The sequence below is a fragment of the Synechococcus sp. R5-12 genome (assembly GCF_047502655.1).
Taxonomy (GTDB): Bacteria; Cyanobacteriota; Cyanobacteriia; order Thermostichales; family Thermostichaceae; genus Thermostichus.
In genome coordinates this window covers 1-6,657 of the sequence record NZ_JANSIM010000066.1, presented here as the reverse complement: position 1 = coordinate 6,657, position 6,657 = coordinate 1, and the positions used below count along the sequence as shown (strand labels likewise).

Here is a 6,657-nt window from a genome sequence, read left to right as displayed (position 1 = left end):
ACTTTCTCGGGTGTGTTTTGGTTGACCCAGTTCAAGGCTTGGCCGTTCGCGTTAGCGTCGCGTAGCGACAAAGCATCCAATGTCTCGTCCAATTTGGCGGCTTGCGACTGGGACACCTTGAGCTTGCAAGAAACGGTCAGGACTTGGGTCATAGCCTTATTGCATTTTACTCACATTCCTCCCGACCCTTGCCCTGTGGGCAGAGAGCGGGGCTCCTGCGGTTTCTAGCTGACGGGCCAGCCAGGCGGTCAACTCTTCCGATCGCGCCAGCGGGACGTAGTCCTTGCTGCTGAAGTCCAACAGAGCTTCCCCCAGCGCCTCCAGTTGTGACGTTGACAAAGCCCAAATCTTATTCTCAAGGGCCGGGTCAAGGGATCCCAACTTCCGCCTGAGCAGCCGCAAAACCAGCGTTGCTTCCCCGTGTTGCAATCCCTGTTGTAATCCTTGTTGCAATCCTTGTTGCAATCCTTGTTGTAGCCCTTGTTGAAGGCCCAGTTGTAGTCCTTCTCTGCGTCCTTCTTTGCGTCCTTCTTCCAGTCCCTCTCGCAGAGCTTCTGCCCGCCACTCTTGGTAGATCACCGATTCCCTCATATCCAAAGACCTCATGATCTGCCAATCAAACCCCGATCCAATGCTAGTCCCGCCAAGACGGCTGTTGCGGCTGCCAATTCCCTTCTCTCACTGGGGTCTGCCAAGCTCTCTAGCTCACTGACCACCTCTCGCAAGGTTTCTGCTGGATCTTCCACCTGGCTTAGAACCCGAAACGGTAGCAGGGCTTGCCGATCCGCTCCGGCCCTCAAATCGCATTCCCACAGGCGGACAACATCAAACTCATGGCTCAGCCTCTCTAGACGAAAAGAGGTCTGGAAAACTCGCTCCGACCCCGTTTTGCGCAAGTCAATCGCGTTAGCGGTGCGGAGCACCTTGACCACCTGCTGCACCGATAGGTGAGGATACCTCCGATAGAGTCGGAGCCGAGCCACTTCTCCCATGAGCCAGCGGGCAAACTGCTCTGGGAAACGCTCGGCCAGATATTTGCAGACGTTGTCATAGGCCATGTCGAGGTGGATCCCTGGAATTAGCGACCGCCCACGGTAATGGAATCTACCTTGATGTGAGGCTGCCCGACGGTGACGTAAATGCTGCCACTTACAGAGCCACAGAACCCAGCTGCCAAGCTGAGGTCTTTGGAACACATGGAGATTTTGGTCAAGATGTCTTTGGCTTCTCCGATCAGGGTGGCTCCCTTGAGGGGTTTGGTAATCTTGCCGTTTTCGATGAGATAGGCTTCTTCGACGGCAAAGTTAAATTGCCCGGTTGGGCCGACGCTCCCTCCCCCCATACGCTTGCAGTAAATGCCTTTGTCGATAGAAGCAAAAAGATCGTCCAATTCTGCATCTCCGGGGGCAATGTAAGTGTTGCGCATACGGCTGGCGGGGGCAAAGGTGTAGTTCTGTCGGCGACCGCTGCCGGTGCGGGGGTGGCCGGTGCGCAGTGAGCCGGCCCGGTCGGCCAGGAAGTTCTTCAAAATGCCCTTTTCAATTAGCAAAGTGCGCTGGACCGGCATGCCCTCGTCGTCCACATCCAGGCTGCCAAAGGCCCCTTCAGAGAGACCTTCGTCCCAGGCGGTGAGGTTTTTGTGGGCAATTTTCTGGCCTTTTTTGTCGGCAAAGGGAGTGGTTTTGCGCTCAATCTGGGTGGTTTCCAACAAGTGGCCGCAGGCTTCGTGGAAGATAACGCCGCCAAAAGCGTTGGACATCACAATCGGGTAGGTGCCGGATTCCACGTAGTCGGCATAGAGCATCTGGCCGGCGGCTTCTGCCAGCTCCCGGCTGTGGGCCTCCAGATCCCAGCGGCGCAAAAAGTTGGGATCCCCCGTACCGCCGGAGCGTTGACTGACAGAGGCGCGATGGGATCCATCGGCACAGAGCAGCGTAGAGCTCACGGATTGGGTGAGGCGCACATCCCGCACAAAGGTGCCATCGCTGCAGGCCACCAGAATCTCTTGCCAATCGCGGAAATAGGTGGTGCGGCGGGACTGCACATGGCGGGCTTGGCGACCCAGTTGCTCGTTGGCTTTGAGCAGGATCTCCCCCATCTCCGCAATGGGGCTACATTCCTTCAACCAGCCATCTTTGCGGCGACGCTCGCCGTAGTCCTGCAGCATCTCCAGGTTGATGGCAGAAACCAGCGCTGTGGGGCCAGGAGGGGTGAAGCCCATCAGCGAAAGGCCCTTCTCCAGAGCAGCCTTGAGACCGGCAAAGGACAGATCGTTGGTGCTGACGTAGCAGTCGGCCAAGCCGCGAAACACCCGCACGCCGGCCCCGGTGGAGAGCCGTGGGGTGATGCTGGTGATGGCGTCATCTTCGGCCAGGCAACTGATGGAATTGCCCCGTTCTAGAAAAATCTCCACCAAATCGGCACCGGCAGCGCGCCCCCAGCCCAACAGGGCAGAGAGGGGATCCCGCCAATCCTCGTCGAAGCGCTGTAGAGTATGACGGTAGTTCAGGTTGGGCAGTTCTTTGGACAAAAGCAGCATGGCAGGCTCAGGGAGTAGAGACGAGCTAAGGCCGGCGCAAGTTTTCGTTTTCTCAGTTTAACAAGGAGTAAAGGTTCTCCCCTGCCGGCAGGTTGGCCTTGAGCTTGACAAGGGCGGGGGAGCAATCGAAGATCGCTGCACAAGGAAACCTCGACTTGCAATGGCTGCCAAGAAAAAACCGCCGGAGCTTCAGCCCAGCCTGTTTGACGATCCCATCGAGCCGCCAGCCCCGGCGGAGGAGACACTCCCCCAGTGGGATCAGATCCCCCTGTCGGCCCAGGTGTCCATCCCCCCCGGCACTTACAGGGATTTGGAGCAACTGAAGCAGCATTGTTTGGTATGCCAGCGCTGCGACTTGGCAGCCAGCCGTACCCATGTGGTGGTGCATCGGGGCAACCCCAAGGCAAGGATTTTAATCATCGGAGAGGGGCCAGGGGAAAGCGAAGACCTGCAGGGGCTGCCTTTTGTGGGCAAGTCGGGACAATTGCTGGATAAAATCCTGGCTTCGGTGGGGCTGGATCCCGAGCAGGACACCTACATCTGTAATGTGGTCAAGTGCCGCCCCCCTAACAACCGCGTGCCCACCCAGGAGGAGATGGACGCCTGCCGTCCCTATCTGTTGGAGCAGATTCGCCTGGTGGATCCCTGGATTATTCTGCTCACGGGGGCCACCTCGGTGCGCTCCCTTTTGGGCGAGAAGCGAGGGATCACCAAGATCCGCGGGGAATGGATCCAGTGGCAGGGACGCTGGTGTATGCCCATTTTTCACCCGGCCTATCTGCTGCGCAACCCAGACCGCACCCCTGGCAGCCCCAAGTGGTTGATGTGGCAGGATATTCAGGCGGTGAAGCAAAAGTATCTGGAACTCACCGGCACAGCACCGCCCCAGCCCAACTTTTGAGCCCATTTCCCCAAGCGCCCCTCCTCCCAAAGGAGAGCAAGGGATCCCTACCTTGGCTGATCCCCAGGTTTGAACCCAGTCAAGAGGCCAAAGCGGAGCAAGCCGGTGGCATAAGCCTGACGCATCAGGCCCAGCCCCAGCGCCCCGCGAACGGTAACCCAGCCGCTGCGCAGCAAAGCCCAGATCCAGCGCCAGTCGCGGGCAGAAGCGATCACCTCATCCCAGAAAGGGGCCACTCGCTCCGACCAGTCGGCGCTGCGCACCTGCTCAAAGCCCACCTGTTGGGCCAGAGCCTCGTAGCTGGAGAGGCTGATCACATAGGGCAGGCAGTACACCTCGTAGATTTTCTGCAAAAGCTGTTGATCCTGCTGGCTCAGGGATCCCTCGCGGTGGCACCAGGTTACCACCATCACCTGCCCGCCCGGTTGCAAGACCCGCCAGCCCTCGGCCAGAAACTGCCGCTTATCCGGCATGTGCTCGCCGCTTTCCAGAGACCACACCAGATCAAAGGTGTTGTCTGCAAAGGGCATCTCCAGGGCATCGGCCACCTGAAATCGCACCTTGTTGCTCAGGCCGGCCTCTTGGGCGCGCTCCGTAGCCCGCTTGGCTTGGACGGGGCTGAGGGTAATGCCCGTAACCTGTGCCCCAAAGCGCCGGGCTAACTCCAAGCTGCTTCCCCCAATGCCACAGCCAAGATCAAGAATGTGCTGGGGAGGGCAGGGATCCCCGATCTGGCCCCACTGGATAACCCTATCAATCAAGTCAATCTGAGCTTGGCGGCGATCCTTACCGGTTTGGCCCGGCTCGTAATAGCCATGGTGCATGTGCTCCCCCCACACCCGCTCCCAGAGGCCGGAGGAGGCATCGTAGAAGTGGCGAATGCGTTGGTTGAGGGTGGAGGTCATGGCAACAGATCTCCATGGCTTTTTTATTTTGGATCCTCTCGCCCGGTGAAATCTGATGGGGAACCCTTGTAACCCAACTCGCGCCAGCCGGACGGAGCCATAGTAACAGACCCTTTCCGGGCTCACCTTGGAGCAGAAAGCGATCCCAGCGCCCAAACCAACCGCTGCACAGCACTCAAGAGCACCAGAATCGCCATCAGCCCAAACAAGCCCACCATGTACTCCGGGAAAAGGAAAAACAAGCCGTAGAAAAAGATGGTTTCGCTGCCCTCGATAAGCCCCGACGGCATACTTAAGCTGGTCAGTTCATCCAGGGATCCCGCCCCGACAGTGCCATCCGTCCTTGTTGCTCCGCAACGCTGTCGCGAACGCCGTTTTTCCAACAGCCCTGCCAAATACATCCAGGAGCAAAGGTTGATGTAAAAGCTGGCCAGCATCAGAGCCAGAGAAGCATAGCCCAGCAGGGATCCCTGGTGAAAGGCCAGCCCCAGGGGAACGACTGCGTAGACCACCACGTCCAGCAGCATATCCAGGTAGCCCCCCAGATCGCTTTGCCGTCCCTGCAGACGAGCCAACGTGCCGTCCAGCCCGTCCATAAACCGGTTCAGCAACCACAGGCCCAGCCCCCACCCGTAGGCCCCGTAAGCTGCCGCTGTCCCAGAGGCCAGGCCCATGGCAAACCCCGACAGGGTAATGGCTAGGGGATGCACCTGTTGGAGAGGGGTTTGCAGCACTGGAGCCAACAGCCGCTCCTTCCACTGCCTAAGCACCTTATCCAGCAAGAAACACTCCTTTCTTATTGCTCTGCAACGCTGTTGCCGATGATCACCACCGGCTGGGATCCCACAAAACCTCTGGATTCAATTTTCTTGCTCCGCACCGCCAACGCGATGGAAATCATCATCCCAGAATCATCCCAGATGATGAGAATGCTACTGAAGGGAGGTCAGAGCAAAGTGCTGTGCCTACGGCAAAGGAACCGCACCGCTGTTGCGAATGAAGCGGATACCTACGCGGAGTATGTTTGCTCTGGCCCCTTTCCTCTACCGGAAGTGCTGCGGCAAGCCTAGGCTGGGACAAAGCCTGTGGGTAAACTAAAGGTTAGGCTGGGTAGCCTATCGCCTGGCGGACTGTGTGCTCCTTAACTCGGTGTTCGCGGCACCTTTTTCTCCCTCAACTCCAACATACCTACGAGCGAGTCCATGAGCGAGACCCCCACTTCCCCAACAGAAGCGTTCGCGGCACCAGAGCCGGTCATTGCCATCACCGGCCTGACCAAAACCTATCGCACAGGATTTTGGCTGAACAAGGTGGTCAGCCCCCTCAAAGATTTTTCTCTGACTGTGGCCCGCGGAGAAACCTTTGGGCTGCTGGGGCCCAACGGGGCCGGGAAAACCACCACCATCAAATGCCTACTGGGCATTGTGGAGCCCACCCGCGGCAGCGGCACTTTGCTGGGCAAACCCCTGGGGGATCGCTCCATCAAGCAACAGGTGGGATATTTGCCGGAGAACCCCTATTTTTACGATTACTTGACGGCATGGGAGTTTCTCCAGTTTGCCGGCAAGGTGTTTGGTCTGCCCAATAGCCTGTTGAAGGAGCGGATCCCGCAACTGCTGGAGCTGGTGGGGCTTTCTATAGATACGGCCCGCAAAAAACAACTGCGCACCTACTCCAAGGGCATGCTGCAGCGCACTGGCATGGCCCAAGCGCTGATCAACGACCCAGAGCTGGTGTTTCTGGATGAGCCGATGTCGGGACTGGATCCCATGGGCCGCTATCAAATGCGCGAGATCATTCTGTCCCTCAAGCAGCAGGGCAAAACGGTGTTTTTCAACAGCCATATCCTGGCGGATGTGGAAGTTATCTGCAACCGAGTCGGCCTGATCATCGGCGGCAAATTGGTGCATCAGGGAACTTTGGATGACTTGCTGGGAGAGAGCAAAAGCTATCGGGTACAGGGGCACGGTGGCGCCGTCGAACAGTTCCGCGACCGCCTAGAGCACTTCTCGATTCAGGGATCCCATTGGTCGGGGGAATGGAGTGGATCCCTACCAGAGTTGCTGAGCCTTTTGAACCAAGCGGGGGCACTGGTCACCGACTTGCATTGGCAACGGCAATCCCTAGAAGAATTCTTTGTGGAGCAAGTGCGGGCCATTGAAGGGGATCATCCGGTCTCTGCCTAGGCTGGCCGTTCGCACTGGTGCTATGGAGAACCCCGAGAGCAGGACGGAGTTCTGCCCTGAGTATTTCCCAGTAGGGGACCCTGTGCTGATACATTTACGCTGAACACTGCTGAACATCACTGTTCA

7 protein-coding genes and 1 pseudogene are annotated in these 6,657 nt (G+C 58.2%); 2 read left to right on the top strand and 6 right to left on the bottom strand.

The genetic code is table 11. The annotated features are described in order from the left end of the window. The 4 genes and pseudogenes from NW843_RS04285 to NW843_RS04270 form a co-directional block, all read right to left on the bottom strand. Positions 1-152: pseudogene (locus tag NW843_RS04285) on the bottom strand (RNA-guided endonuclease TnpB family protein); the annotation flags it as partial. Between the two features lie 4 nt (positions 153-156). After that, positions 157-606, bottom strand: a complete 450-nt coding sequence (locus NW843_RS04280; protein WP_414522209.1) for a DUF4351 domain-containing protein — start codon at positions 604-606, stop codon at positions 157-159. Continuing rightward, on the bottom strand, positions 603-1,058 hold the full coding sequence (locus NW843_RS04275; protein WP_414331012.1) for a hypothetical protein: 456 nt from the start codon (positions 1,056-1,058) through the stop codon (positions 603-605). The genes NW843_RS04280 and NW843_RS04275 overlap by 4 nt, the downstream gene beginning before the upstream one ends. A 20-nt stretch (positions 1,059-1,078) precedes the next feature. After that, a complete protein-coding gene (locus tag NW843_RS04270) occupies positions 1,079-2,539 on the bottom strand; it encodes a TldD/PmbA family protein (protein WP_414351651.1) in 1,461 nt (486 codons plus the stop codon). Between the two features lie 280 nt (positions 2,540-2,819). On the opposite strand from NW843_RS04270, the gene NW843_RS04265 reads away from it, so the two are divergent. Then, positions 2,820-3,440, top strand: coding sequence for a uracil-DNA glycosylase (locus NW843_RS04265; protein ID WP_414331024.1), 621 nt, complete (start codon positions 2,820-2,822; stop codon positions 3,438-3,440). A gap of 47 nt (positions 3,441-3,487) precedes the next feature. Here the strand turns inward: NW843_RS04265 and NW843_RS04260 are convergent, their stop codons facing one another. After that, entirely contained in the window at positions 3,488-4,345 is an 858-nt protein-coding gene (locus NW843_RS04260; RefSeq protein WP_414407448.1) for a methyltransferase domain-containing protein, read from the bottom strand. Between the two features lie 122 nt (positions 4,346-4,467). After that, entirely contained in the window at positions 4,468-5,127 is a 660-nt protein-coding gene (locus NW843_RS04255) for a CDP-alcohol phosphatidyltransferase family protein (RefSeq protein WP_414407724.1), read from the bottom strand. A gap of 420 nt (positions 5,128-5,547) precedes the next feature. Between NW843_RS04255 and NW843_RS04250 the strand changes: the two genes are divergently transcribed. Then, positions 5,548-6,531, top strand: a complete 984-nt coding sequence (locus NW843_RS04250) for an ABC transporter ATP-binding protein (RefSeq protein WP_414522208.1) — start codon at positions 5,548-5,550, stop codon at positions 6,529-6,531. Positions 6,532-6,657 lie beyond the last annotated feature (126 nt).

Bases quoted from the DNA above. Each gene is read 5' to 3' on its own strand.
- NW843_RS04280 (WP_414522209.1), bottom strand. From the start codon at position 606: ATGAGGTCTTTGGATATGAGGGAATCGGTGATCTACCAAGAGTGGCGG.
- NW843_RS04275 (WP_414331012.1), bottom strand. From the start codon at position 1,058: ATGGCCTATGACAACGTCTGCAAATATCTGGCCGAGCGTTTCCCAGAG.
- NW843_RS04270 (WP_414351651.1), bottom strand. From the start codon at position 2,539: ATGCTGCTTTTGTCCAAAGAACTGCCCAACCTGAACTACCGTCATACT.
- NW843_RS04260 (WP_414407448.1), bottom strand. From the start codon at position 4,345: ATGACCTCCACCCTCAACCAACGCATTCGCCACTTCTACGATGCCTCC.
- NW843_RS04250 (WP_414522208.1), top strand. From the start codon at position 5,548: ATGAGCGAGACCCCCACTTCCCCAACAGAAGCGTTCGCGGCACCAGAG.